Annotated in this window: 22 protein-coding genes; 7 read left to right on the forward strand and 15 right to left on the reverse strand. The window is 50.1% G+C overall.

From position 1 onward, the window contains the following. The 8 genes from HOK28_04990 to HOK28_05025 form a co-directional block, all read right to left on the reverse strand. A partial coding sequence (locus tag HOK28_04990; protein MBT6432425.1) for a hypothetical protein occupies positions 1 to 725 on the reverse strand: 725 nt, incomplete at its 3' end. Positions 726 to 775: 50 nt separating this feature from the next. Beyond that, positions 776 to 1,414, reverse strand: a complete 639-nt coding sequence (locus HOK28_04995; protein ID MBT6432426.1) for a DUF448 domain-containing protein — start codon at positions 1,412 to 1,414, stop codon at positions 776 to 778. Positions 1,415 to 1,438: 24 nt separating this feature from the next. Next, positions 1,439 to 3,235, reverse strand: coding sequence for a transcription termination/antitermination protein NusA (nusA, locus tag HOK28_05000; protein ID MBT6432427.1), 1,797 nt, complete (start codon positions 3,233 to 3,235; stop codon positions 1,439 to 1,441). 51 nt (positions 3,236 to 3,286) lie between these two features. Then, positions 3,287 to 3,748 carry a ribosome maturation factor RimP gene (locus HOK28_05005; GenBank protein ID MBT6432428.1) on the reverse strand — a complete coding sequence of 154 codons (462 nt, stop codon included), beginning with the start codon at positions 3,746 to 3,748 and terminating at the stop codon, positions 3,287 to 3,289. Between the two features lie 184 nt (positions 3,749 to 3,932). Then, positions 3,933 to 4,541 carry a Holliday junction branch migration protein RuvA gene (gene ruvA / locus HOK28_05010; GenBank protein ID MBT6432429.1) on the reverse strand — a complete coding sequence of 203 codons (609 nt, stop codon included), beginning with the start codon at positions 4,539 to 4,541 and terminating at the stop codon, positions 3,933 to 3,935. Then, positions 4,538 to 5,080 (reverse strand): crossover junction endodeoxyribonuclease RuvC, encoded by a 543-nt coding sequence (gene ruvC / locus HOK28_05015; protein MBT6432430.1) that lies wholly within the window; start codon positions 5,078 to 5,080, stop codon positions 4,538 to 4,540. The genes ruvA and ruvC overlap by 4 nt, the downstream gene beginning before the upstream one ends. A gap of 17 nt (positions 5,081 to 5,097) precedes the next feature. Continuing rightward, complete coding sequence (locus HOK28_05020) at positions 5,098 to 5,850, reverse strand: YebC/PmpR family DNA-binding transcriptional regulator (GenBank protein MBT6432431.1); 753 nt, start codon at positions 5,848 to 5,850, stop codon at positions 5,098 to 5,100. A 250-nt stretch (positions 5,851 to 6,100) separates the two neighbouring features. Next, on the reverse strand, positions 6,101 to 6,892 hold the full coding sequence (locus HOK28_05025; protein MBT6432432.1) for an HAD-IIB family hydrolase: 792 nt from the start codon (positions 6,890 to 6,892) through the stop codon (positions 6,101 to 6,103). 101 nt (positions 6,893 to 6,993) lie between these two features. On the opposite strand from HOK28_05025, the gene HOK28_05030 reads away from it, so the two are divergent. The 4 genes from HOK28_05030 (at position 6,994) to dacB (ending at position 12,082) form a co-directional block, all read left to right on the forward strand. After that, a complete protein-coding gene (locus HOK28_05030; GenBank protein MBT6432433.1) occupies positions 6,994 to 8,109 on the forward strand; it encodes a response regulator in 1,116 nt (371 codons plus the stop codon). Next, a complete protein-coding gene (locus HOK28_05035; protein ID MBT6432434.1) occupies positions 8,106 to 9,290 on the forward strand; it encodes a response regulator in 1,185 nt (394 codons plus the stop codon). The genes HOK28_05030 and HOK28_05035 overlap by 4 nt, the downstream gene beginning before the upstream one ends. A gap of 133 nt (positions 9,291 to 9,423) precedes the next feature. Further along, complete coding sequence (locus tag HOK28_05040) at positions 9,424 to 10,167, forward strand: hypothetical protein (protein MBT6432435.1); 744 nt, start codon at positions 9,424 to 9,426, stop codon at positions 10,165 to 10,167. A gap of 379 nt (positions 10,168 to 10,546) precedes the next feature. Then, complete coding sequence (gene dacB / locus HOK28_05045; GenBank protein ID MBT6432436.1) at positions 10,547 to 12,082, forward strand: D-alanyl-D-alanine carboxypeptidase/D-alanyl-D-alanine-endopeptidase; 1,536 nt, start codon at positions 10,547 to 10,549, stop codon at positions 12,080 to 12,082. A 215-nt stretch (positions 12,083 to 12,297) separates the two neighbouring features. Here the strand turns inward: dacB and HOK28_05050 are convergent, their stop codons facing one another. From HOK28_05050 to HOK28_05060, 3 genes are all read right to left on the reverse strand, one after another. After that, positions 12,298 to 13,443, reverse strand: a complete 1,146-nt coding sequence (locus HOK28_05050) for a cysteine desulfurase (protein MBT6432437.1) — start codon at positions 13,441 to 13,443, stop codon at positions 12,298 to 12,300. Between the two features lie 15 nt (positions 13,444 to 13,458). Then, positions 13,459 to 14,109 (reverse strand): GTP cyclohydrolase II, encoded by a 651-nt coding sequence (gene ribA / locus HOK28_05055; protein MBT6432438.1) that lies wholly within the window; start codon positions 14,107 to 14,109, stop codon positions 13,459 to 13,461. A gap of 266 nt (positions 14,110 to 14,375) precedes the next feature. Further along, positions 14,376 to 15,161: a Fic family protein gene (locus HOK28_05060; GenBank protein ID MBT6432439.1), complete on the reverse strand. Its 786-nt coding sequence runs from the start codon at positions 15,159 to 15,161 to the stop codon at positions 14,376 to 14,378. Positions 15,162 to 15,678: 517 nt separating this feature from the next. Between HOK28_05060 and HOK28_05065 the strand changes: the two genes are divergently transcribed. The 3 genes from HOK28_05065 to gap all read left to right on the forward strand — a co-directional run bounded on the left by HOK28_05065 (position 15,679) and on the right by gap (position 19,643). After that, positions 15,679 to 17,496: a bifunctional metallophosphatase/5'-nucleotidase gene (locus HOK28_05065; protein MBT6432440.1), complete on the forward strand. Its 1,818-nt coding sequence runs from the start codon at positions 15,679 to 15,681 to the stop codon at positions 17,494 to 17,496. Between the two features lie 126 nt (positions 17,497 to 17,622). Beyond that, positions 17,623 to 18,636: an aldehyde dehydrogenase gene (locus tag HOK28_05070; GenBank protein ID MBT6432441.1), complete on the forward strand. Its 1,014-nt coding sequence runs from the start codon at positions 17,623 to 17,625 to the stop codon at positions 18,634 to 18,636. After that, a complete protein-coding gene (gene gap, locus HOK28_05075) occupies positions 18,633 to 19,643 on the forward strand; it encodes a type I glyceraldehyde-3-phosphate dehydrogenase (protein ID MBT6432442.1) in 1,011 nt (336 codons plus the stop codon). Before HOK28_05070 ends, gap begins: the two co-directional genes overlap by 4 nt. Here the strand turns inward: gap and HOK28_05080 are convergent. From HOK28_05080 to HOK28_05095, 4 genes are read right to left on the reverse strand one after another with little or no spacing between them, the layout of a single operon-like run. After that, entirely contained in the window at positions 19,640 to 20,707 is a 1,068-nt protein-coding gene (locus HOK28_05080) for an LptF/LptG family permease (GenBank protein ID MBT6432443.1), read from the reverse strand. The genes gap and HOK28_05080 overlap by 4 nt on opposite strands. Then, a complete protein-coding gene (locus HOK28_05085) occupies positions 20,704 to 21,804 on the reverse strand; it encodes a YjgP/YjgQ family permease (GenBank protein MBT6432444.1) in 1,101 nt (366 codons plus the stop codon). Before HOK28_05085 ends, HOK28_05080 begins: the two co-directional genes overlap by 4 nt. 28 nt (positions 21,805 to 21,832) lie before the next feature. Then, positions 21,833 to 23,536 (reverse strand): beta-N-acetylhexosaminidase, encoded by a 1,704-nt coding sequence (nagZ, locus tag HOK28_05090; protein ID MBT6432445.1) that lies wholly within the window; start codon positions 23,534 to 23,536, stop codon positions 21,833 to 21,835. A 51-nt stretch (positions 23,537 to 23,587) separates the two neighbouring features. Beyond that, positions 23,588 to 25,120: a peptidoglycan DD-metalloendopeptidase family protein gene (locus HOK28_05095; protein ID MBT6432446.1), complete on the reverse strand. Its 1,533-nt coding sequence runs from the start codon at positions 25,118 to 25,120 to the stop codon at positions 23,588 to 23,590. Positions 25,121 to 25,200: the final 80 nt, after the last annotated feature.

The following is a 25,200-nucleotide window of genomic DNA, read 5'->3' on the forward strand; positions in this document are numbered from 1 at the left end:
CCACCGCCGCCGCCGCGGCGTGCAGGCAATCGTTCCATCAGCTTTTCTTTATCGATCATACGTACAACACGTGCGCCGCCTTTAGGTCCTCTAATAGGAGCCTTCACCGCAGGTGCAGCTGGTGCGGCACCCTCTGTAGATGCGGCTGGTGCGGACGCTTCTGGCGTTGCAGCTTCTTTTGGCTTTTCAGTTTCGGCAGGCTTTGCTGGTGTGGCAGCTGCTTCGACAGGAGCGGCCTCTACCGGCGCGGCTACTGGTTCAGCGGGCTTTTCAACAGGCGCCTCCACTGGAGCGGCTACTGGTTCAGCTACAGGAACTTCGACCGGAGTAGCAGCAGCTTCGACAACAGGTGCCTCGACAGGAGCAGCAGCTTCGACAACAGGTGCTTCTACAGGAGCAGCGGCTTCGACAGCGGCTTCCTCAACAGGAGCAGCGGCCTCAACAACCGGCGCTTCTGCCACTGGGGCTTCAGCTGGTTCTGGCGGTGTAGCTTCGACTGGAGTTTCAGCAACAGCAGTCTTTTTGCGAACAATCATCATGCCCGCGCGTTTCTTCTTCTTCGGCTTCGCTTCTCCAGCGCCACCAAGAACCTTGCGTGCAGAGTCTACGTCCACTGAACTCGAGTGCGTTTTCGCTGCGATATCCGCGGCGTTTAAACGCTGGATGACTTCTTTGTTCTCAAGCCCGAATTCCTTTGCGAGCTCATGTACTCTAACCTTACTCATCGCTACCTCAACCCAAAACAAGCGGTACACATATTGTGCCCATGGCTTGCTCAGGCCTGTTCTTCACCTGTTGCACTATCGCTCTGCGACGGATTGTCCGTCGGAAACGTGTCCTGCCAGAGACGAAGCCAAAAAGCCACCCGGTTGGCCATTGGCCCCGGAGAAATACTCAACGCGCCGACCCGTTTCATCCCCAAACGATGCCCTAACTCCTCAGATGTGCCAAATACGGAGGCCTTACCAAGTTGTTTCACACTGTTTTGGGAAAGATCGGACGCAACAATACGAACTGCGCCGCGGGGATTATCCCCTTTAAGCGCATCGACTCCAACTTTAACCACACCTTGGCGACGACAAAGTCCTAGGACTTCACCCACGCGGCGACCTGAAAGACTATGAGCTGCTTGTACAAGCTCACCCAGTCCATCGGTTTTCACGCTGCGTCTGAACGCGCGTGATAGATGTGATGTATTTAATTTGTTTAAACAAGAACGGGTTGGGCAAACATAAGCCCCACGTTGTCCACCGATCCGCTCAAAGACAAGCTGATCACCAATGTGGCCAAGTGCTAAAAAAGAAGCGGCTGGCAGATCCGCCCGGCAAACAACGCACTGACGCGTGTTTTCTTCAACCGAGCTATTCTGGTTTCTCTCCTCGGCTTGCGAGGGAGCTATTTTTGCCATAGCCATAACCACTTCTGGTAGACTCCCTTATCACGCCAATTCCGCCGCGGACTCATCCGCTTCTGTAGTTCCTGCTGCTTCAGCAACAACTACTTCTGCAGCTACTTCTTCAGTAGCTTCTGGCGTTTCTTCAACTACTTCTTCTTCTTCTTCTTCTTCCATGCCCGGAATCTGAACAACATCATCAACAACAGTGATGTCGAACTGCGCAGCACGCTTATGAATGTCTTTTTCTTCGTTTATTAGATGGTTTGCACCAAAGCGTAACTGCTTCGCTTTTTGCTCCGTGATTTCACACGTATCAGCAAGCTCTCCAATATCGCATTCTGCAATTTTCTCGACGCTGTCAAAACCGGCAACATTGAGTTTTTCGAAGGCGTTATCACCCACACCGCGAACCATACGCAATCGAGCAATGCTATCGAGACCCAGGATTCCCTGAAGAGCCTTCGCTGCATCCGAAACTTGAGCTGCGTGATCCGCTTGCTCTTTGAGGCGCTTGAGTTCTTCTGCTTCGTCAGCAGCAACCTGTCGCGCACTTTGAAGCATCTCAGCCACGTTATCTGCCTCAATTCCAGGGAACTGAACCAGGAACTCATGGTTGGCTTCGAGGAGCTCTTCGGCCGAGCGGATACCGTGGTTGTAAAGAGTCTGAATCAAGAACTCACCGCAGTTCTTCACCTTGCTGAGGCTTGCCCATGCGCGGTCTTTGATTTCTGAGATACGTGACTCGGAGTGAATATCTAAGCGCCATCCAGCAAGCTGACTTGCTAAACGTACGTTTTGTCCCTTACGGCCGATTGCCAATGAAAGCTGATCATCCGGTACAATGATTTCCATTGTATGGCTGCCTTCATCAATTAAAACGCGGCTTACTTCAGCTGGCTGAAGTGCGTTACATACAAATGTCGCCGGATCTTCTGAGTAAGGAACAATATCGATTTTCTCACCGCGCAACTCTTGAACAACTGCTTGGACGCGTGAGCCCTTCATACCGACGCATGCGCCAACAGGGTCAACGTCACGGTCGTTAGAGCTTACGGCAATCTTTGCACGAGAGCCTGGCTCACGGGCTGCACTTTCGATTTTAACAATTCCTTCGTGAATTTCAGGAACTTCAATTTCAAAAAGCTTCGCAAGAAGTTGAGGACACGTACGGCTCAAAACGATCTGTGGTCCGCGTGAGTGCTCCTGAACATCAATGACATAAGCCTGAATACGGTCGCCAGTGCGGTATGATTCACGTGGGCATTGCTCACGAATCGGAATAATCGCTTCTGCACGTCCGAGGTCAACAATGATATTGCCGCGCTCAAAGCGTCGAACAATACCCGTAACCATTTCGTCTTTTCGGTCTTTGTACTCGCTGAAAATCAAGTATCTTTCAGCATCACGAATGCGCTGAATGATAACCTGCTTTGCAGTTTGAGCTGCGATGCGGCCAAAGCTACGTCGGTAAGTCTTCAGCTGCAGAATATCGCCGTATTCTTCATCTTGCTCGAGTGCTTCATCAGCATCTTGCTGAAGATAGAAAATCGGGAAGACCATTTCATCGCCCGCTTCAACTTCAATCTCTCGCTCAGCACATTCTTCGAGGCTAATTTGATTGAAAGTGTCTTCAACAGTTTCAACAACTGTGATGGCCTGCGTGAGGTCAACAGCACCTTTTTCTTCGTTGAATTCAGCATTCAAAGCTCGCTCAGCGCCAAAAGCTTTCTTGGCAGAAGCTAAAATCGCTTCTTCAAGAGCGCGTACGAGGACCATACGGTCAATACCTTTGTCTTTGCTGACTTGGTCAATAACCATGTTGAGATTTGCAGCGTCCATGGTGGGGCCTCTTTGTTGCCGGTATTCCTCAAGAATTCCGGGTATCTCACGTTAAAATTGCGGTACCAATCGCGCCCTGTCTATTTGGTCGTAGCCAAAAGTCCAGGTTTCAGCTTCACAGCTAATACGGATACCCCGCTCGTCAGCTTCGAGAATTTCTCCCGCAAACTTACGACGTCCATCAAAAGGCTCATTGGTGGTCAGTTTGACCTGACTTCCTACAAACCGTTGAAAATGCTTCGGTTTTGCCAGTGGCCGATCAAGTCCCGGTGATGACACTTCCAGTCGGAATTTACCATCAATACGGTCGCTCAACCCTTCACCATCCAAAATATCACTCACCAAACGACTTACATCTGCACAGTGGTCTAGGGTTACCCCTGATTCACTGTCGATGAAAATTCGAAGGATTCTTTGGCCAGTCACATACTCCAGCATTACGAGTTCGAAGCCTTCAGCTTCTAAAACAGGCTCAATTGCCTGCTCTACGATTTGTGTAATACCTGTTGCCATGTGTCTGTTTTAACTAGCTTTTATGCCTTTTTGCCAAAAAAAAAGCGGGCTGTGTCAGCCCACTCAACTAACCGGTGAAAGCCGGAAAATTTTAGTGAATGCGGGGCTTAGATACAGCTGCCTCTGGTTGTTGTCAACCTCGATCATGGGCAGCCCGATCGCCTGAGGAATTGCTAAAAGCCTTTCAAGCTCGTGGAGTTGCCGCGCGCAGTGCCTCGCGAACCAGAGTAGCGATGTCCGCTTCATCCGGTAAACGCTCCAAAGCGGTGTTCGCTGCTTTCTCTGCAATCGCCGCTTTGAACCCCAAAGCAAGCATCGCATCAACCAAGTCATCTTTGGGTCCAACAGAGACCTCGATGACACCCGCACTGGCTTGAGGCATGAGCATCAACTTAGGCAGCCGGTCCTTGAGTTCCAAAAGGAGCCGGTCCGCTTTTTTACCACCTACACCTGGGATTTTCACCAAACGCGGTTTGTCTTCGCGGGCTACAATGTCGCAGAGTTCCTCTGCACTAAAAACCGAGAGAACAGCCAACGCCAACTTCGGGCCAACTCCGCTGATACTGACGAGTACTCGAAATACATCACGCTCACCTTGTTCTAAAAATCCGAACAACCGAAGCGCATCTTGTGAGAGAGAGGTTTCAACCAGGACTTTTACCTCATCACCCTCGGTGCCAAGGCGAACCAACGATGAGATAGGCATTGCCACACCATAGCCAACACCGGCGCACTCAATCACGGCGCCCCCGGCCTGTTTCTCAATCAAAACCCCTCGTAAACTCGAAATCATATCTTTCTTCCTCGCCGTGCCTTAGGCTTGCTCACCCCGTCACGTTCCATCCTTGCCAAAAGCCGGCTGGTAGAGCTGCCCGCCATTTGAATATGACAAAGTGCTACTGCAAGAGCATCGCTCTCATCCTCGCGGTATAAATCTTGGCGTCCTAATAACATTTGCACCATTTTTTGCACCTGTTCTTTAGAAGCCCGCCCATGACCGGCCACCGACTGCTTCACTGTGGCGGGTGGGTATTCTCCCAACACTAATCCGGCGCGGCCAATACTTAGAAGTGCCACACCTCGGGCATGCCCAAGCTTTAGAGCGGATTGGCTGTTCTTGGAGTGAAAAATCGCCTCCACGGCTGCTTCATCTGGTTGGTGTTGTTTGATGATCACATCCAGCGCATCACCGATGACCACCATCCGTGAGACAAACTCGCCATCGCCGGCCTCGATAACACCGCTGGCGATTAGGCGCATTTGGCTGCCTTGAGCATCAACGATGCCCCAGCCCGTGAAGCGGCTTCCCGGATCAATTCCCAACACTCGCACGTTAAACTTCCTCTGATTCAGTCACTGAAAAGTTGCTCCATTTCAGCATCATCTATTTCATAATTAGCGTGTACTTTCATCACATCGTCTAAATCTTCAAGCTTATCCAGTAAGCGCAGTACTTGCTTAACCTCTTTTCCCGAGACACACACTGTGTTTTCGGCAACCATCGTGAATTCGGCACTCTTGTATTGAAGTCCGGCTTTATCAAAAGCGTCGAGTACATCTGTGAAATCTGTTGGTTCGCTGACCACAACCCAATGGTCTCCCTCAAGTCTGACATCTTGTGCACCGGCCTCAAGTGCTGCTTCCATCATCTCTTCTTCGCTAAAAGAGGATGCATCAAAAGTAAATTGCCCACACTTCTGAAACATCCAAGCGACGCTGCCGCTCGCCCCCATGCTCCCAACGTTCTTGGTGAACGCTGAACGAACCTCCGCACTGGTTCGGTTGCGGTTATCGGTTTGCGTTTCAACAAAGAAAGCAACGCCGCCCGCGCCATAACCTTCGTAGTTGATTTCATCGATGACCATGCCTTCGAGTTCGCCGGTTCCTTTTTTGATACCGCGGGTAATATTCTCAGCCGGCATTGAATTACTTTTGGCTGCAACAATGGCCACTCTTAAACGCGGGTTTGCGTCCGGGTCAGCGCCTCCAAGACGAGCCGCCGTGGTAATCTCTTTCACAAGTTTGGTAAACAACTTGCCGCGAGCTGCATCCACTGCTCCCTTGCGGCGCTTAATGTTTGACCATTTACTGTGACCCGCCATGTTTTCTCGTTCTCCATCTACCAGGTGAGCTTAGATAAGCCGCCTGGGCACTTTACGATTCTATCCGCGACTATCGCCAATCCATCCGACACTTCAGCCCTGGGCAATGCAAGCTCATGATATCGTTGAAAAGAATAATGCGACTTCGATAAACCAAATTGTTTAATCGTGCACTTGTCTGAACTTGGTTGTACTCAGCGGCGTTAGCCCAAAGCTTCACACCTTGAAATATACCATAATGCGACAGAGCTTAATCGCCCTGGCGCAACGTTAGAAAGGTCTCAATGATTTGTGCAAAGCCCTCGCCTCCGGGCGCAGCACTCACAAATTTTGGGAGGTATTCCATCTGAGAAGTAAAATTGTTTAAGTTGGCCACTCCACATGCATTTTCAAAAAACTCGAACATCGGTTCATCGTTTGGCGAATCACCACAAAATAAATACGCACCGGGTGCCTCATCGATACTCTGATTCCACCTCGCGTTTGCAAAATGTCGAACCATTTGCAGCTTGTCATACTGGCCAAACCAGCCATTTACGTGAATAGAAGAGATTTTGGCGACCGCTCCAAACCTCTCAAAAATTGTCTGAATTTCTCGGGCAGCATCCAAACCCAGATCTGGAGGCTCTTCACAAAAGTCTATCGCCAAATCAAAAAGTCGCCCGAACTGATCCTTGGATACCCGGCTTCCCTCGACTTCTTTCAAAACAGCTTCACGAATTGGCTTCAAACGCGATTGCGCATCTTGCGCCGAATCGGGGTGGTAGATCCGGTGGAGCGCTCCGTCTTCTTCATAAAACGCCAAAGCTCCATTTTCGCCAATAACACCACTCACTGGCCACTGACGGGCAATGCAGTCACACCATCCAGCAGGCCGACCCGTGACCGGCACAAATTCGATACCGGCTTCTTTCAGTCGCCACATCGCATCGTAAGCGCGCGCGGTCACCTTACCATCCGTCGTCATCGTATCGTCGATATCACTGAAAACGGCCCGGATTCCCTTGGCCACACTCGAACTCATTTGTGTAATCGGCAGCACTTTTGACCTCTAAGTAATAGTTTTGGCGTCAGACTCTTCTCAAGGGTATATTATAGGGGCAGAGGCCGGCTCAATGGCTCCGAGAAAGTTGTAAGAATTCGATGAAAATTCTTTTTGTGGACGACGAACCGCTCATACTGGAGGGACTTCAAAACCTCTTGCGTCGTTTTCGTAAAAAGTGGGCCATGTCGTTTGCAGTGGGAGCTGACGAAGCCCTCGAAAAGCTCGATATCGAGACCTTTGATATCGTCATCACCGATATGCGTATGCCAGGGCTATCAGGTGCAGAGCTTTTGAAACGCGTTAGGGAAACACACCCCGGAACGGCCCGCATCATGCTATCGGGCTACAGTGAAGAGGAAACAATTCTCCAGGCTTTGCCCGTCGCACATCAATACATGAGCAAACCCTGCGACCCAATCATCCTTCAACGCATCATCGAAAATCTTGTCTCTGGAATCGAGCACCTAAACAACCCGGCGGTAGCCCAATCAGCCAACCGATTAGGCGCGCCGCTGACCTCCGCGCAGAACTTAAGCACCTTGCAAGAACTGCTCGAACACCCGGAGGAGTCTGGAGATGCTATTCAACGTCTCGTGGCATCAGATATTGGGTTGAGCGCGCGCCTTCTCCAAATTGTTAGTTCTTCTTTTTTCGGGCGGCCACAAGTCGTATCCGATGTGGGGCAAGCTATTCATTATTTGGGCATGCCGATGCTTAAACGCTTGGCTCACCACCCTGAGATATTCAATGTCACCTTGCCAACTCAACCCGATGCATTGCAGCAATTTAACGATGTAACCGCGACGGCCCAACACTTCAGCCAACACCTAGCAGTACTTCTGGGTGAAGGAGCGGAAGGCGGCCCCGGCACAACAGCGGCGATGCTCATAGCTCTCGGTCCCTTGGCCATGGTTCAGATGGGTGAAGACTTAAACCCTGGCTCCCAACTGGAGGCTGGACTTAGCCAATTCTTACTTCAGCTTTGGGGCTTACCGGAAAAACTCACACAACTAAGCGATAATCTTCACCACCAACCCGCTGGAAATACACTCGAAGTTGAGCAAGCCATTTATGCCAGCCGAAAAGTGTGGTTGAATCGACAATCAAGAGAAGTCGAGCTTGATGTAGACTACTTGAAATCACTTGGCTTGGTCGCCGAAGTGGAAGAGTGGACAACTCGAATAAAAAGTCGAAGCAACAGAGATACACTATGAGCGACGCTACAACTTCATCATCATCACGTAGAAAAAAAGAACCCAAGCCGAGAATTCTTTGCGTTGACGATGAAGAATTCATTCTCGAAGGGATTGCCAGTAACCTGCGCAAGAGCTTTAAAATTACAACTGCGAAAAGTGGTCAAGAAGCGCTTGATTTAATGGAAAACGAAGAAACGTTTCCCATCATTATCTCGGATATGCGCATGCCTGGCATGGATGGTGCCCAATTCCTAAAACAGGCACGGCAAGTTTCACCCGATAGTATTCGGATTTTGCTAACAGGCCACGCTGATCTTGAAGCTGCGATTTCCGTGGTCAATGAAGGTAAAATCTTTCGGTATTTAACCAAACCTTGTCCGGTTAAAAAACTGAAAGAGATTCTTGATGAAGCGGTAGGGCAGTACCAGAAAAAGCAGGTTCAACGTAACGTTCTCATGGAAACCTTGCGCGGCAGCGTTCAGGTTCTCACCGAGGTACTCGGACTGATTAACCCGGTTGCTTTTAGCCGTGGATGCAGAGTCCAAAGGCTCGTGGAGGCAATGGCTCAAGACCTAGAATTAAGCGATGTTTGGGAGTTTGAAGTCGCAGCCATGCTCTCGCAACTCGGCTGTGTCACCTTACACCCCGACACCCTCAACAAAGTCGGAAGTGGACACCCTTTAGAGGACGATGAATTAGAGCTATTCCAAAGTCATCCAGCTCTTACCCGAGACCTACTCAAAGGCGTTCCTCGTATGGAATCCATTGCTGAGATGGTTGCTCGACAGATGGATGATTGCGTAACCGAAGAGCTCACCCACGACATACGCCTCGAGGATCGCACCACGGTTGGCGGGCAAATGCTCCGGATTGCCATTGATTTTGACCAGCTTCTCTTTGAAGGTCTCGACCGGCCAGATGCTGAAGCACAACTTCAAGCCGATGCGGATGCTTACGATCCCAGGCTTCTCGCTTGCATCGCCCAGCTCGAAATACCAGAAGCGCCGCGGGTCGAACGCTACGTTACCTTGGCAGAGCTGAGCACCGGTATGTTGTTCGAGCAAGCCGTGCTCTCCAAGGCTGGCGTCTCTCTGATCTCATCCGGCAGCGAGGTGAACTTCACCATGCTCGAACGTCTCAAACGATTTGCAGACGATGTTGGCCTCGAAGAGCCATTTAAAGTCAGCGTGCTTCTCTAATTGAAGCGAAGTTCCCAGGGCACTCCGCCCAAACTCCAAGAGCTCATAACTTAGCCTCAAAGCAGGTGGCCACATGGTTTACTTGGCACTGCTGCACTGCTATTCCCCGGTCGAATCGCTTGGAGACACTAGTATGCGCAACCTCTTATATGCTTTCGGAGCAGGGTTTTTAGCCTTCGCAATTCTTTACTTTCCCAACGTACTTCGCTTCGGTGAATCGATGGTGCCCGCGTTTATCGTGGTTTTGGCGACTTATTTTGTCCTCGCCCGAAAGACTTTCAAAGAAATTGAGAAGATTTTCACCACTGCTGCCAGCTACTTACAGTCGATGCCGCCCAAATTCGAGCTGGCCATCAAGACCATGGAAACCGCTCGGGTTCATGCTCCTGTTCAGTTTGGAGTCGCTTCACAAATCGATAATCAGATTGGCGTCATGTACTTTCTGCAAAAGCAGTTCAACAAGTCTATGCCCTACCTAGAGAAGTCGCTTCAGTTTGGCCACTGGATGGGCGGCGCGATGCTAGCAGTCATCTATTACAAGAAGAAAAAACACGACCAAATGCGTGAAACGATGCAAACGGTTGTAAAGAAAGCGAAAAAGCAAACCTTGGCCTGGAACCTCTATGCCTACCTTCTCTGCCAAATCGGTGAACGTGATGCCGCTCAAAGTATTTTTATTGAAGCTTTAAAGAAAACCAAAGACGACCCCAAAATCAAAGACGCGCTCAATCAGCTTCAAAATGGCAAAAAAATCAAAATGAAGCAGTACAAAGAGCAGTGGTACCAATTCCACTTAGAAAACCCTCCCAAGCAGTACCAGCAGACCCAAATGGGCGGTGGACGCGCAACCAAGGCCCAAAGAAGAGGTCGCTGGTAGGCGACAAGTACTTCCACGAGGGGGAAATCCCCCAAAACGGATCACTTTGTAGGGTAAAACCCCAAAATAGTTCTTGCGTCTGCATCCAGACTCCCCTAATATCTACTCGAACGGTCGGTCTAAGCGGTTAGGCCGGTTCAACAGGGGCCTGGATATCCCTCCCCCCCCCCATCCCTGTTGAGCTGATCAAACCGTAAAGATATCAAGCCGGGCTTGTTGGTTCGCCAATAAGTCCGGCTTTTTTTTTGATTTCCATTCTTAACCCACCCCAAAAACATATAAAAAGAATAACAATTACAGCACATTGTGGTTTTCGGGACTTTTTTAGCGCTCAGAGCAATTAGATAGCTTGAACACCTAACATTGTGTAACATCTGCCATGCTGCAAATCCTATCCTTGATTGCCCTTATCGCGACCCAAGCCGAAGCTGAGGGGATTTCCCCTACGCCGCCTATCCTAACGATGGACAATCTACCGTCAGAGCTCGATTCACTCCTTCAAGAGCCCGAGGTTGCCGACGCTCAAATCAGTCTCCACGTTGTGAGAGTGAGCGATGGAAAAGTGCTTTATGCCAAGGATGAAAACGAACTTCGGGTGCCGGCATCGACCATCAAGCTCTTTACCACTGCCGCAGCGCTCGATGAACTGGGCCCTGATTACCGTTTTAAAACTGAAATTTATGGACCGGCTCCAAGCGCCGGAATCATCGCGGGCAATATTCATCTTAAGGGATACGGCGATCCGTGGCTCGTTCCCGAGAGGTTTTGGTACTTCGCAAACCGGCTTAAATATTCGGGAGTTACCCAAATCGATGGAGACATCATCGTCGACGAAAGCTATTTCGGTGGATCCGCCATTGCAGCCGGCCAGGAGCAAGATTCATCGTCGTCAGCCTATATGGCTCCAGCTGGTGCTCTTTCGGTGGGCTTTAATGCAGTTTTGGTTCACATTCTGCCCACGGTTGCTGGGCAGCCTGCTCGCATCGCTATTGAGCCGAGCTCCGACAATATCACCGTCGAAGGAACGGTCACCACCAGTGAGCGGACACGCACGCGTCTCAATGTAGAGGTCGTTGAGAAAGACGGTAAGAATGTCGTGAAGGTTGAGGGTTATATTCTTCAAACCGATAAGCCCCGGGGCTACTGGCGCCGCATCCATCATCCGGGACTGCATGCCGGTTCCGTCTTTAAAGCCATGCTCAGCAGCATCGGAATCAAAGTTCAAGGAGATGTTCTCCTCGGTCAGCTTAACCCTGCTCCACCAGCCACACCTCAAAGTTCAGCGACCCCCGACGGCGCAGAGCAAGCAGCGCTGCCTGAGCCGATGGTTTCAATGACATCCCCGCGACTTGCAGATCTTATGGAGAAGGTAAACAAATACTCAAACAACTTTATGGCCGGTCAACTCGCCAGAGCGCTGGGCGCGGAAGTATCAGGTGCACCTGGTAGCTGGGACAAAGGTGAAGAGGCGATTCAAAAATTTCTCAAAGAGCGAGTAAAGGTGTCAGCTCCTCTACCCGTGATTAAAAATGCCAGCGGCCTTCACGACGTTAATCGAGTGACCAGTAAGCATGTCACGGAACTTCTTTGCTTTATGGCGCGAGAGCCCAAACACGAGATTGAATTTTTAAACTCAATGGCCGTAGCTGGCGGTGTTGGTACTTTGCAAAGCCGAATGCAAGAGGGAAGTGCGAACCTCGTTCTAAGAGCCAAAACCGGAACGCTGAGTATTGCCAGTGCCCTTTCGGGCTATGTTACAACTCAATCTGGGGAGCTTTTAGCGTTCTCCGTGTTGGTGAATCATTTTCAACAAGGCATTCAACCCATTTGGAAAATGCAAGATGCTATCGGCGAGGCACTCTCCAAGGTCACTGCATCATCCAAAAAGCAGGCACAACTCAAGCATACGAATTAAAACCGCCCCAAAGCATTCTAAATCCAAAATGCTGCAGCCATCATTCCCAAAAGAGCCATTCCCATCAATATATCAGCACGGCGACTCATTGCTTACTCCCTACTCCAGTTTAGAAGAGGAACGGAGCACAATGTATGCCAAGGGTTTAGGTACGGAAGACATTAAGGAATTAGGGCCAGCAAGGCCGAGAAAGCTAAGTCGCTCTGACATCTATGTCAGAGTTTACCGAAAGTGCGCATTCGCTCTACGACCGTAATCACTTTTTCCAAGGCGGTCTCAAACTCAACGTCTTCAAGCTCAGGGGGAAATGAGAACCGGACGCATTCACGAGCGGCTTCTTCATCGATGCCCATGGCAAGCAATGCGGGAGATGGCAAAACGGAACCCGAAGAGCACGCGCTTCCTGTACTCACGAAAATGCCTTCGATGTCTAAAGCCATCAAAATTGCATCCCCCGGACACCCCTTAAATCGAATACACGATGTGTTGACCAGCCTCGGCTGCTCTGCCCCCAAGACAACCACGTCAGCGCAGCTTTTAAGAATCGCTGCTTCGAACCGTTCTCGTTTTTGCTCGCAGGTATCCAGCACTTGCTGAGATGGAAGCATCTCTAACGCTGCCGCCATACAGGCCGCACCTGCAACATTCTCAGTACCGCCGCGTAGACCTTGCTCCTGACCTCCGCCGGTTAGCTGCGGCTTGAGTACAATACCGTCCTCGACCAGAAGAGCGCCTGTACCACTTAAGGCACCAAATTTATGACCTGAGATGGTCATCATGTGCACACCAAGCTCTGGCATCGAGACTGGCATTCTCCCCACTGCCTGAACGGCATCCGTATGCATCACCACACCGCGGGCTCGGCAAATTGCCGCTATTTCTTGGATGGGTTGAATGATGCCTGTTTCGTTGCTCGCCATCATCACCGAAACTAAAAGCGTATCGCTGCTCATCGCACTCTCAACCTGGTCAACGTCGATGATGCCTGATGCGCCCACTTCCGCGTGAATCAACTGAAGGCCGTTTCGCTCGCAAAGCTCCTCAAGGTTTTTAATTACCGCGGGGTGTTCAATGCCGGCAACGACCACTGAGCCTTGCTTGGCCTCTTCTAGAAAGCCCAAAAGTGCCAGCGCATCGGACTCGGTACCGCCGCTGGTAAAAATCACAGAATCCGCAGGCATACCAAAAGCATGGCCTACCGCGGTTCTCGCATTTTCAAGAACTGCTCGCGCCGCTCGACCGGGCCCGTGAGCTGAGGAAGGATTACCAAAATGCTGGGATGCCTCGACGTAGGCCTGCCATGCATGCTCGCTAACCGGAGCATCGGCATTCCAATCCAGATAGATACCGGTGGCGTTCATGAGGCTTTGCTGATTCTAAGAGAGAGGTAAAAGGTGACCCGACTTGCGGGCTTTGGTGCGTAGATAATCCACATTGTGTGGGTTAAGCTGCGTAATAACCGGCAATCGTTTGGCCACCTTGACGCCGACATTTTCTAAACCCTTGACTTTTAAGGGGTTATTCGTCGCCAGGATAATCGAGTTCAGTTCGAAAAACTTGATAATCAAGCCCGATACAGTGTAATCGCGAAGATCGTCGTCAAAACCCAGATGCTTGTTTGCATCGACGGTATCGAGGCCCTCTTGCTGCTGAAGTGCATAGGCTTTGATTTTGTTTCCGAGTCCGATGCCGCGTCCTTCTTGTCTCATATAAACAAGAATTCCTTTGTCCTCAGAACCCAAAAGGTCCAAGGCAACCTCGAGCTGGTCGCGGCAATCGCAGCGCAGTGAGCCGAGTACATCGCCGGTTAGGCATTCAGAGTGAACCCGAACAGGTACGTTTTCGGCTTTCGAGAGATTGTCGCCGCGAACCAGAGCAACATGCTCTAAGTCGTCGATATTGTTTCGAAAAACATAAACTGAGAAGTCGCCATGCCGGGTTGGTAGCTTGGCTGTCGAGTAGAGTTCCACGGTGGTGTTACCCGCAGAAACCTTAGTGCCTACGCGAGGGCTTGAAGTTGAATCCATGGCTAATACTGATTGGGACGACATCTTTATAAATAGCCTCCTGCTTGGGGTCAGATCTACTGGCTCGAATCGGTCATCACGGACGCCGGCGGCGGAATAACCCGCTGGCCTATGGGCCGTAGCATACGGATATTATATCCGCAACGCTCAAAAATGAATTATGAAATCGGGACCGCTGCCCAGAAAATACTGAACAACTTCTAACAGGTAAGGTAGGAATCTTTTGGCAAGCCCACAAGGGGCTCACCAAAAGATTCATTCAAAGATCAACCGCGAGCGGCAATCTTTTCGTGAGATCGGAGAAATCGGATGGTGTTTTCCAACCCATTTTCCATGGTCTCACAGAGAAACTCTCTGTATCCGCGCTCTTCACCGCGCAACGCTTCATAATAGCGCTGACGATCCGTTGCGTGAATAACCGCTGGAATATAGCCCGAACGCGTCAGGCAATAATTCAGCATCAAACGTCCAATCATGCCGCTGTGCTTTGAAAATGGAAACACACGCATGAACCGGTGGTGAGCATTGGCGGCAAACTCGATAGGATGCACATCCCGATCGCGTTTTCCGTTGATATAGTCCAATACCTTGGTCAAGCGTTGTTCAATTTCCGTAGGCTGAGCAATCTCGTGAAAATACGTCCGGTGAATTGGGATGTCCTTTCGGTACACGCCCGTCATTTCCGGATTGTTGATCAAAATACCGTGAAGGCTCTTCAAGAACTTAATGGTGACCGTACCCCTTTTGGTCAACGACTTCTCTCTCACCATATCAATGCAACTCTTCTGGCCCTTAACATCTCGATAAGTAGGCAAAAGACTTACATCACTCACAACTTTATTATCTACGGCACTTCTAATCTCTGGATAGGCAAGAACGACGCCTTCCAAACCGTTTTCGTGGTAGATCCACGAAATATCATACATCCCTAGGAACTCGTCCCAGGACCATCCGATCAAGCCGATTTTGTCTCGTGCTTCGTCGGTGAGTTCATCGATATCCAGATAGCGCTGACGAATCGCGCCCTCCGGATCAAACTGATTCCAATCCATGTTTATTACCCCTCAAATTTCCCCAAAATAACCATAGTTATCAAAATGAAAATAATTAATAAAAACAGCTGGTTGGAGTTTAGCCCCCTAAATCCAACCTGTCAAAACGAATTTCATTAAGACCATGTATGTCGTCAAACCACTTCCCCTATCGATGTGGTTTAATGAATCATTCCAGTCGCTTAGACATTTTGCAAATAAGGATCGCTTAGTTCTTGCAAGAACTTTAACATCGCGATCTTTTGCATTTTGCTACACACGTAATCAACCAGTTGGACAAAACCGTGCGTTGAGCTGCCTTCAGACTTATGCCTTTCAACAATATGCGCTGTGTTATGAATTTGTGACTCGTTAAGTCATTTCAAAGCCGCGGTCGGTCTATTTGGGCCTTCATGGTGTTACCGCCCTGAAGTCCCAATCCCCCCAACAATTCACCCCGCCAATCTCCCACCTTGGGCCAGCGGTGTTTCGGTACCAGCTTTCTAGAACCCGCCGATAGAAAGCATCAGCAGGAAGCTTGATTCACCAAAAAGGTAGTGTAAAAATCGGCCGGATGAACTTCTCACGTGACCCTATCTGGCAGTTTTTCCAGACCGCGTTGCCGTTATTGGCCTTATTAAGTTTTAGCCATGCAAACGCCACCTCTGAAACGCTCTCAGAGACTCCACCTAAAACGGAGCCCTCCGAGCAAACCTGCATTGCTGTCGTCGGAACCAACGATTTGCACGGAGCCGTTGAGCCGCAAATCATCGAAGTCGGTAATCAAAAAGTAGAACGAGGCGGTTTGCTTGCAGTAAGCGGCTACATCAACATCCTCAGAAAAGAGTTTGGAGATAAGCTTATCCTCCTCGATGGAGGAGACCTCTTGCACGGCACTCTAACCGCCAACGTGTCCAAGGGTGGCGTGATGGTCAAAGCCCTGAATGCTCTCGGTTTTACCGCAGCCGCAATTGGAAACCACGAGTTTGATTTTGGTCCTCTACTGCCCGGTGATCCAGACAGACTCGGCGTAGTTAAAAAACGCATCACAGAAGCTAATTTTCCGTTTCTTGCAGCCAACATCAGCCAACGCGCCTCCAAGACGCCCATCACATGGGTGAATACAATGCCTTCGACTATGATTGATGTAAGCGGCATCCAAGTGGGCATCATCGGACTGGCCACGCCGAGTACGCCGCTGACCACCCGTCCCCAAAATGTCGCTACGCTACAATTTCTCAACCCCCAGCCTATTCTCATCCGCGAGGCCAACCGGTTACGAGACAACGGAGCCCAACTTGTAATCCTGGTCTCTCACATGGGCGATGCTTGCCCCGACACCACAGATCCTAAAGACCTCAGTAGCTGCGATGGGCGAGGCGAACTTTTCTCTCTGCTTCAATCTCTGCCTTCGGGACTTGTCGATGTAGCAGTGGGTGGTCATACCCATGCTGTCGTGGGTCACTGGATTGGCTCAACCGCAACCATCGAAGCCGCTCACCGCGGACGTAAATTCACCTGGGTCAAAGCTTGCCTTGATTCTGCAGGTAAGCTGGACCGGTTAAAGAGCAAAATTGCTCCTGCCGTAGACACCTGCCTCACAACTTGGAGCGATGGCAGCTGCACCATGCGTGACGAACCGACTGAAACCAAGCCCGCCCAGTATCAAGGGCAAGCCGTCTCAATTGACCCCGCAGTACAACAAGCCGTTCAACCTTTTATCGATGAAGTAAGCCTCACACGCTCTGCACTTATCGGCGCCGAGCTGCCCAAAGCTTTCTTAAGGAAGGCGACCTCGGGAATCTTGTTAGGTGATGCGGTCGCTGAAGCGATTCGCCGATCTGTAAACGCAGATGTTGGAATTCAAAATCGAGGTGGTGTCCGTGCTGACTTACCAGCCGGTACGACCAACTACGGAGAAGCGTACCGCGTTCTACCTTTTGGGAATCAAGTGACTTCCATGCAGCTCACAGGAGCCCAGCTTTATGCCATGGTGCTACACATCGCCAAACGTCAACACGGTAAACCACCGCACATCGCGGGTTTGCGAGTCTTAATGGATGAGACCAACACATTAAGCTTATTGCACCCCAGTGGTACACCCGTTGAAATCTCTCGAGTCTATAAAGTAGCCACCAATGACTTTCTTGCAACAGGTGGGCAAGGTCTGGCCACCATTCTTGCAAACATCCCCCAAGCATCCATCACGATTGAACCTATTCTTTTGTTGGATGCGTTCGTGAATTTCCTAAAACAAGAATTCCCGATGCCAATAGCGGAACTTCCAGCCCCGCCCCAAGCAATTCCAGCTAACCAAAGTATACCCACCCCGGTCATCGCACCCGAAACTCCGTGAAGCCTTACCTTAATTCGTGTCACCTAAAGCTTGCCGCCAAGACCGATATTAAAGCTGGACAATCGTCGACTTTAAAGTAGAATAAAATCTTCGTTTTAACAGTAAAAAAAGAAAATGGGAGAAGCCATGACCATCCGAGTGGGATTGATGGGATTTGGGCGAATCGGGAGAAATCTTTTTCGAATTCTGCTCGACCGAGAAGACATCGAGATAGCCGTTATCAGCGATATCGCAAACCATGATGGACTTGAATATCTGCTACGCTACGACACAATTTTAGGACGCTTTCCTTACGAGCTTAGCATAAAAGACGGTCACCTCTACACCCTGGGCACACAGATCAAAATGTTAAGTGCCCGTGATCCTGGTGATGTTAACTGGGCAGAATACGACGTCGACGTTGTCATTGATGCAACTGCCCGGCCTCGCTCTCGCACCGATCTCATGAAGCACATCGAGCAAGGTGCGAAGAAGGTAGTGCTTTGCACCATGCCTGAAGATGAGCCCGACAGCACCATCGTCATGGGAATCAACCAAAGTAGCCTCAAGCCCGATGACCAATTGATTTACAACTCATCGATAACCACTCACTGCGCTGCTCCCATTGTTGGAATCTTGGATAAAGCCTTTGGGATAGAACGTCTTTGCATGACCACCATTCATGCCTACACCAATGCTCAAAGCTTGGCGGATGTTCCTGCAGATAATTTACGAAGCTCAAGAGCTGCGGGTGAAAATATCATCCCAGTAGAAACAGTTGCTGGTCCTATTTTAGAACAACTCTTTCCGAACCTTGCGAACAAGATTGATGCACTCGCACTGAATGTACCCGTGCCCAATGGCTCTCTCGTTGACATGACGGTGTACACCACCAAAAAAGTCACCGTTGAAAGTATCAACGAAGTTGTTCGAACTGCAGCGGTGGATATCTACCCTGACCTCATCGAATACACCACTGATCCCATCGTATCTTCTGATGTAATCACCAGCCCATATTCGTGCACCTTTGATTCTAAAGGGACACAAGTGCTCGGTGACAACCTTCTCAAGACAATCAGCTGGTTTGATAATGGATGGGGTTACTGTCACCAAGCAGTTGACTTGATCGAACACCTCGCGGCGTCAGGAGCTTTAAAATGACAATCAAAATCGCGATCAATGGATTTGGCAGAATCGGTCGAAGTGTTTTCCGTATTCTTTCCAGACGCGACGACATGGAAGTCGTTGCCATCAACGACCTTTTTCATAATGAAGCGCTGGCTTACCTTCTGAAATACGACACCATCATGGGCACCTTTGAAAAAGATGTCACATATGATGAAGAGTACCTTCATGTTGGTGCCCAAAAAATACTGATGACCAAAGAGCGAGACCCGGCTAAAGCTAAATGGGGAGAGCTCGGGGTTGATGTCGTCGTTGAATCAACAGGCGTGTTCAGGCAACGCAAACAACTTGAGAAACATCTCGATGCGGGAGCCAAAAGAGTTCTACTCACTGTGCCACCTAAAGATGAAATCGATGCCATGGTTGTCTACAAGGTTAACGACCATATCTTGAAAAAAGAGCATCGAATCATTTCGAATGCATCATGCACCACCAACTGTTTAGCACCGGTGGCTCATGTGCTGAACGACACGTTTGGCGTCGAGTCTGGGTTAATGACCACCGTGCACGCCTATACGAATGATCAACGCCTTGCGGATGTCCCGCACGCAGATTTTCGTCGTAGCCGCGCAGCTGCAGAGAATATCATCCCGACTACAACAGGCGCAGCAATTGCCGTCGGTAAAGTTCTACCTGAACTTGCAGGCAAGCTTGATGGAATGGCTGCACGGGTCCCGATTCCAGATGGTTCTATTGTTGACCTCACCGTGAAACTCAACAAAAAGCCAAGCCGAGATGAAATCAACGAAGCACTTCGCAGCGCCGCTCATGGGTCTCTAGAAGGAGTTCTTGAGTACTCAACGGTTCCAGTCGTTTCCAGTGACATCATCGGTAACCCGCACTCTTCCATCTTTGACAGCCTGCTTACTCAAGCAAGAGCTGATGGATATGCGCGTGTTATGTCTTGGTATGACAATGAGTGGGGATACTCGAACCGCTGCGTCGATTTGATTCTAAAAATGCACGAGATTGACAACGCTTAATCTCTAGCCAGCCAAGCACTCAGGGGTAAACATGGGAAACTTAAAATTCCCATGCCCCACGCCCCTAGCCAGGGTGCTACAGAATGCCCCAGCGAGAGCATTCTAAAAATATGGGTAACACTCAGTAAAACTCCAATGGCCACGACACCGGCGCCAATATTCATGGCCATAGACCGGCCTCGTCCAGGCTTGAGTGCCCACGGAAGTGCCAGTAAACACATCCACAACACCCCCATTGGGTAGGCTTTGCGGCCATGCCACTCTAGAGCATGGGCGGTTGTCTCTGCCCCTGATACTTGTCTTCGCTCAATCAAACGCTGAATCTCGCTCGACTGCATATGACGCGGATTACCCGCCACTTCCAAGAGATCTTGAGCTGATAAAGAAAGGGCGATTTCGGTTCGTTCCATCTTTTCCGAGCTACCACTGCTTGGCAAAAATCGCTCAACATCCTCTAGAAACCAGCGATGGTTTTCGTAACGCAAATAATGCCCATGCAGCACTTCCGCTACCAACCCATTTTCAATCCGGTAAAGAATCGGCTCCCGAAACGACTCTGCCGTTCGGCCGGAAACAGGCAGGTACATCATCCAGTTGCCCTGATGAAACCATTGCAGCTTACGCGTAAAGTATCGGTTCAGCGCGCTGCTGCGACGCATTTGAGAAAGCCGTAAACTATCAATTTCTGCTTGAGCAATTGGCAAGGCCACCTCGCCTACCCAAAGTCCACCGGCGGAAAAGAGCGTGGCAACCAGAACAAAGGGTACTGCCTGCCTCCAGACACTCATGCCACTGGCCTGTAGAGCCAAGAGCTCTCCGCGTCGTGATAAAATTGTTCCAGTAATCAGTGCCCCAAGTAACCCCGCCACCGGTAAGACCTGGTAAGCATACTCAATGCTGCCAAGGGCTGAGAGCTGAACCGCAATCCATAAACCATTGGCCATACCGGAAAGGTTGCCCGCGCTTTCCATCAAGGTCGCGCACAAAACCAAAGTCACAAGCACAAGGATGCACATCAAAACGCACTGAGCATAAAGCTTTGCGATGTAGACGCTGATTCTCATGTGGCTTTACTCCGAAAACGCCAAGAGAATACAATCAGCGCACCGAGCCCCATGAGGTTGGCAAGCCATGGCGCTAAAAGAACCGGGAAATCTGCATGCCGAGCCTGAAGCTCTGCTGCGCGGCCGATGTAATAATATCCTCCCACAATCAATGCACTCACCAAAAAGCTTCTCGCTCTTGCGCCTGGCTCTCGTCGACACCCAAGGGGCACCGCCAACAAAGCAAAAATAATCGTAGCGATTGGTAACGCAAACTTACGATGCAAAATGATACTGTGAAGAGCATGCTTCTTTTTTTGAGCCGGGTCTTCGATGACCGCCTGAAGTTCCCCCAGAGTCTTACCCTGAACGGCTTGGAGTGTTCGTGCTTTGTTACCAACCAAATTGCCGACGTTCAGGCGATAAACGGTCTCACCGAACTTAAGCATTCTTTGTCGTCCAGCCGCTTGGTCTTGAATCCAAATGTTGCCATCTTGCAGCTCAAATAGAATCTCACTCGCACTGGCACCTTGAAGCACTCGACCCTCTTTTGCAGAAACAGCGATAGCTTGTGCGCTATCACGCCGGTCGGTGAAGAACACTTTTTGCAGCCTATCTCCATCACGTGCTTCCGCGTAAAACACGACGCCAGAGACCCATTCCGTAAATTGCCCTGGCGTCGTTCCTTGTGCCAATGCTCGTTGGGCACTTCGCGCCATCAACTCTCTAAGACCTTTTACGCCCCATGGCTCACCTAATGTGGTCGCAACCATACAAACCATCATCAAGAATGTACCAAGCATCAAAGGCATCCGGTAAAGGGCAAATGGAGAGCCACCTGACGCACACCAAGCTACAATCTCAGAATCTGTCGCCATGCGACCAACAGCAAACAAGGTTGCAAAGAGCATACTTACCGGAATCAAGATGCCCAACATTGGTGGAATTGAATAAGCCAACGCTTCTAATAATTCACTGCCGGTAATACCGATTCCAGTCACGGAGTCGGAAATCTTCATCAGCTGCCCAAATGCGACAATGATAAAGAAAAGCCCCAAACCTACAAAAAGCGGAATGGTTATTTCCTTAAATAGATATTTGTCGATGGCGCGTATCATATTCCAGCTCTCAAAAGATGACCGGAACCTATCGAAGAAGTGCGGCCTCATGAAGACTTAATTGTGGGAACTGACGACTTAAAGTCATGGGGTGATTGGCTCGGTGGCCATATTCATAAAATCCAGGAATCGTAACCGGCAATCGACCCGTCATTGCAGATTTGCCGAGAATTGCTTTGGCGGCGGCTCGCTGAGCTGCTTTTTGGTAGCTGTAGGTACAAACGTAACCATCTACGTCGGGCATACTCTCCAGATAATAAGGCGATGCAAAACTCACAACCGTCACGGGTACGTGAGGAAGCTGCCGCGTGACCTCTTTGATCATTGTTATGTGGTATCGATTGACCGCAACCATGACCAAAGCATCCGCATTTTTGCCTTCACGAACCATTCGCTTAACCTCTGCGCTGCGCCGAGCTCGGCTTGGACGATACGGCACACGAAAGACCTTCGTGAACTTTGGCTTTGCCATGGTATTGGCAAACTCACCTGAGGGGCTCATCACCACAACTTTCCGGTAACGTACGGACCGCAATGGCAACACGTCGCCATGATTTCGGACCAGCGTAATCGATTCGGTGGCAATGCGCTCTGCCACGCGTCGGTGAACTTTATTTCGGTTGCCATCTCGTAGCACCGAGCGCAGTGAGGGAAGGTCACGCTTGAAAAGTTCGCGCTTTAACTTCACTCGCAAAATTCTACGTACTGATTGGTCCAGACGGTCCATGGTGATGGTTCCACGCTTTACTGCCTGAATGAGCGCCCTATAGACCTCTTCTTTTTTACTGTTTGTCCATAAGATCATGGCCATATCCGCACCGGCCAAGATCGCTCGAACTGCCGCGGTTCCAGCTCCATATTGCTCAACGATACCCTGCATTTCCAGACCATCGGTAATCACAATCCCTTCAAAACCCATCCGCTCTCGCAGCTCTTCAGTGAGAATCTTATAAGAAAGCGTTGCGGGTAAATTGGGTTCTTCGGCTACTTTGGGCAAAGCGATGTGAGCTGTCATAACGGCATCAAGCCCCGCCGCAATAGCGCGTTCAAATGGTACCAGCTCGAGATTTCGTAACCGCTCGATATTGGTTGGAATCGATGGCATTGCAAAATGGGAATCAGATTGAGTATCACCATGGCCCGGAAAGTGCTTCGCAACACCGGTTACACCTGCTTCTTGTTGGCCTCTTACAAACCAGGTCCCCAAAGCTCCTACGAGTTCAGGTTTCTCTCCGTACGAGCGAATGCCAATCACCGGGTTACGTGGGTTTGAGTTTACATCCAAAACAGGGGCAAGGTTCATATTGAATCCGAGCCGCCTCAAGTCTGTTCCAAGTGCTTGGCCAGCCACGTAGGATAATGCAGTCGAGCGGGTAGCACCTAAAGCCATATTGCCGGGTAAAACCGTGGCACCGTCCTTGAGGCGAATAACGTTACCACCTTCTTGATCCAAAGAGATAAAAGCTGGAACGGAGCGGCTGGTAAGAGACTGAATGCCGCGGGTAAAGCGGGCTATCTGTTCAGTGGATTCAATATTACGAGCAAAAATCGCAACACCGCCAACTTTGCGCTCGCCGACCCAGCGTCTGATATGAGGTGTTACTTGTTTGCCAGAAAAGCCGATCAACAGGAGCTGACCCACTTTCTCCTCAATACTCATCGCATCGATGATGGTTTCTAGATCTTGATTTGTTTCGGGTAAGAGGGGCTTAGCGGATAAACTGGTAGACATCAGCAATACTGCCAACGTAAGCCCTGTTTTCATCCACCCGTGCCTCATGCTCTAACCTTCCCAAGGTTCGAAGCGGGCTTTATTGTCAGCCACAGCTTGTCGGCTCATTTTTCTCAGAAACTCAGGAATGTTCTTCTTGAATTTTTCAAGCGCCTCACCTTTGAGTGATTTACCCTTCGCAAACTTTTGTTTTTGCGGGTTCATAAAGCGACCATCTTTTTTAAGTTCGTAATGCAGGTGCGGCCCTGTGGACATCCCTGTAGAGTCAACAAGTCCGATGATTTCTTTTTGAAGCACTCGCTGACCCACTCGAACGTGAATCTTGTGCAGGTGTGCATACTGCGAGACCCAGCCATTGGCATGACGGATAGATATAAAGTTTCCGTAGCCGCCGTTTCGTCCAGCTCTTACAACCCGTCCATCACCGACGCTCCAGATTGGCGTGCCACGAGCCACACCATAATCAACCCCATTATGACTTCTGGTATAACCAAGAATCGGGTGACGCCGCTTACCAAAACCACTGGTAACATTCGCATATTTAACCGGCGCCTTGAGAAGCTGCTTACGCATGGAGTGACCATTCTTATCGAAATAACTCACGAGATCTTTCTCACCAACATGGGCAAAAGCCTGGTGAACTTCATCTCCTTGAACGAACTCAGCCGCTAAAATATTTCCGTAGCCGATAAACTCTCCGTTACCGTGCTGCTTTTCGACTAAGATGCGAAACTTTGCACCCTGTCGAACGTCTGAGAAAAAGTCGATGTCCCAGGCGAAGATTTCAACGAAGAGCGATACGAGCGCTGCTTTCTCGCCAGATTTAATCAGCGCATCCCATAACGAGATGGTAACCTCACCCTCAACCGCAGAAACCAAAGTTTCCTTTTCTACGGACACTTGGTTTGCCGACCATACGCCATCATTAAGCCGAGCTTGATAGCTAGCCAAAACACCCTGATAGATATCGAGCCGGCGCAAATCACCTTCAGCGGTAATCCAGGCCGTAAAATGATGGCCAGGACGGATACGCCGAAAATCCACCAGCTTACCCAGGCTATTAAACGCACCGGATACTTGTGAACGGTCGAGACCTACTTCGAGTAAAGCATCGAAAGGCATTTGTCCGCGCTTGAGTGTAACGCGCAGATTGTCTGTAATTTCCGAACTCGGCTTGAGACCCGCTGCGGGGTTGTAGCTCCCAGCCAAGCGGGCCAGCGCAGAAACAGTACTCTCGGCGGGTGGTTGAATCGGCTGGACTGGGGCAACCTTAGCTTGAGGAGCTTCAGTCGTTTCTTTTGGGGCGGTGATGTCAGCAGAAGGTTGAGTTACCTGCGCCACTTGAACGGGCGCGGCTTCGGGCTGCTTACGAGGAGCAACAACTGGAGTTTCGGTGACTCTTGTATCGAGAGCGCTTGCCTGAGCAACCATCTCGCGCGGGTCTCCGTAATAAACCACCACCGCTATATTGATAGCAATCAGCAAAGCTACCCACGGAAAATGCGTCATGGACGGCATAGGCCACGGTTGCTTTGAAGGCCGCTTTTCAGCCCGGTACTTTCGATATGTTACGTCTTTAGCCACTTTGTCTCTCTGCTACGACTTCAACTACTTGTGCATACAAGCACGCACCTAAGTATTGATTTTTAACACGAGCATGAAAG

The sequence above is a fragment of the Deltaproteobacteria bacterium genome (assembly GCA_018668695.1).
Taxonomy (GTDB): domain Bacteria; phylum Myxococcota; class XYA12-FULL-58-9; order XYA12-FULL-58-9; family JABJBS01; genus JABJBS01.

Coding starts and splice junctions, on each gene's coding strand:
- HOK28_05050 (MBT6432437.1), bottom strand. CDS start 13,443: ATGAACGCCACCGGTATCTATCTGGATTGGAATGCCGATGCTCCGGTT.
- HOK28_05005 (MBT6432428.1), bottom strand. CDS start 3,748: ATGGCAACAGGTATTACACAAATCGTAGAGCAGGCAATTGAGCCTGTT.
- HOK28_05030 (MBT6432433.1), top strand. CDS start 6,994: ATGAAAATTCTTTTTGTGGACGACGAACCGCTCATACTGGAGGGACTT.
- HOK28_05020 (MBT6432431.1), bottom strand. CDS start 5,850: ATGGCGGGTCACAGTAAATGGTCAAACATTAAGCGCCGCAAGGGAGCA.
- HOK28_05085 (MBT6432444.1), bottom strand. CDS start 21,804: ATGATACGCGCCATCGACAAATATCTATTTAAGGAAATAACCATTCCG.
- HOK28_05040 (MBT6432435.1), top strand. CDS start 9,424: ATGCGCAACCTCTTATATGCTTTCGGAGCAGGGTTTTTAGCCTTCGCA.
- gap (MBT6432442.1), top strand. CDS start 18,633: ATGACAATCAAAATCGCGATCAATGGATTTGGCAGAATCGGTCGAAGT.
- nagZ (MBT6432445.1), bottom strand. CDS start 23,536: ATGTCTACCAGTTTATCCGCTAAGCCCCTCTTACCCGAAACAAATCAA.
- HOK28_05070 (MBT6432441.1), top strand. CDS start 17,623: ATGACCATCCGAGTGGGATTGATGGGATTTGGGCGAATCGGGAGAAAT.
- ribA (MBT6432438.1), bottom strand. CDS start 14,109: ATGGATTCAACTTCAAGCCCTCGCGTAGGCACTAAGGTTTCTGCGGGT.
- nusA (MBT6432427.1), bottom strand. CDS start 3,235: ATGGACGCTGCAAATCTCAACATGGTTATTGACCAAGTCAGCAAAGAC.
- dacB (MBT6432436.1), top strand. CDS start 10,547: ATGCTGCAAATCCTATCCTTGATTGCCCTTATCGCGACCCAAGCCGAA.
- HOK28_05035 (MBT6432434.1), top strand. CDS start 8,106: ATGAGCGACGCTACAACTTCATCATCATCACGTAGAAAAAAAGAACCC.
- HOK28_04995 (MBT6432426.1), bottom strand. CDS start 1,414: ATGGCTATGGCAAAAATAGCTCCCTCGCAAGCCGAGGAGAGAAACCAG.
- ruvA (MBT6432429.1), bottom strand. CDS start 4,541: ATGATTTCGAGTTTACGAGGGGTTTTGATTGAGAAACAGGCCGGGGGC.
- HOK28_05080 (MBT6432443.1), bottom strand. CDS start 20,707: ATGAGAATCAGCGTCTACATCGCAAAGCTTTATGCTCAGTGCGTTTTG.
- HOK28_05060 (MBT6432439.1), bottom strand. CDS start 15,161: ATGGATTGGAATCAGTTTGATCCGGAGGGCGCGATTCGTCAGCGCTAT.